The 1,038-nt window shown below is 49.8% G+C and carries 2 protein-coding genes; one reads left to right on the top strand and one right to left on the bottom strand.

Going from position 1 to position 1,038, the window contains the following annotated elements; all coding sequences use genetic code 11:
* Positions 1-84: 84 nt before the first annotated feature.
* Positions 85-405: an iron donor protein CyaY gene (gene cyaY, locus R7Z41_RS24440; protein ID WP_000999947.1), complete on the bottom strand. Its 321-nt coding sequence runs from the start codon at positions 403-405 to the stop codon at positions 85-87.
* Positions 406-867: 462 nt separating this feature from the next.
* Between cyaY and lptM the strand changes: the two genes are divergently transcribed.
* Positions 868-1,038: LPS translocon maturation chaperone LptM (gene lptM, locus R7Z41_RS24435; protein ID WP_318141696.1), on the top strand; the 171-nt coding region annotated here is incomplete at its 3' end.

The raw sequence follows: 1,038 nt of genomic DNA, 5'->3' as shown, positions 1-1,038 counted from the left end.
AATCAGGATCACGATACGCCGCTATTACAGCAGTATTTTTCGTGATGAACGTGCCGGAAAGCGAGGCTTATCCGGCATGCAATCTTAGCGGAAACTGACTGTTTCACCCGCCTGCTGCGTCGCCGCCTGTTCCAGCAAATCCCAGAAGGTTTCGCCGCTGCGATCGCAAATCCACTCATCGCCTTTCAGGTCAAAATGGTAGCCGCCCTGTTTGGTTGCCAGCCATACCTGGTGCAGCGGCTCCTGGCGGTTGATAATGATTTTGCTGCCATTCTCAAAGGTAATGGTCAGTACGCCGCCGTTGATTTCGCAGTCGATATCGCTGTCGCCATCCCAGTCGTCCAGGCGTTCTTCAATGGTCAGCCAGAGTTGATCAGCCAGGCGATGAAATTCACTGTCGTTCATTGTTGTATCCTGTTTTTAAGTGATGGCGGCAGTATAGCGGCATGGGGTCAGGGCTTCAAAGTTTGCACCTCTGCGGCTGCGTTCCGGCACGATTCATCCGTCACCGGAATAATGATGTCTCAGTGTAGCGAAAGATTTGTCTCTTCATTAGGGCGCAGTTACACCACGTCTTTCCCTGTTTCTGGTAAACATTATGATCAGGTTTACCGAGCGAGCATCCTCACGCTGACGAAACTAAAAAAGACAACAAACAAACCACATTGCGATAGTGCATAAAGCCATCCTGGCGCGAGGTGTTGATCACGAAACTGCCAGCAGAACATAAATCCCCACGAGTAAGCGTTATACTCGCAGCATTTCCTCACTTTTCAGACTTCATAAAGAGTCGCTAAATGCTTGCTTTTACGCCTTCTCCTGCGATGATAGAAAGCAGAAAGCGATGAACTTTACAGGCAATCCATAATGAAAAACGTGTTTAAGGCACTCACTGTATTACTTACTCTCTTCAGCCTGACGGGCTGCGGTCTGAAAGGTCCGCTCTATTTCCCGCCTGCAGATAAAAAAGCACCGCCGCCGACCAAACCGGTAGAGACGCAAACGCAATCCACGGTGCCGGATAAAAACGATCAAGCC

Origin of the sequence: Vibrio sp. 1457, from assembly GCF_033340195.1 — a bacterium.
Classification (GTDB): Bacteria; Pseudomonadota; Gammaproteobacteria; order Enterobacterales; family Vibrionaceae; genus Vibrio; species Vibrio alginolyticus.
The sequence above is the reverse complement of the archived record's forward strand: the minus strand, read 5'-3'. Positions and strand labels throughout refer to the sequence as shown.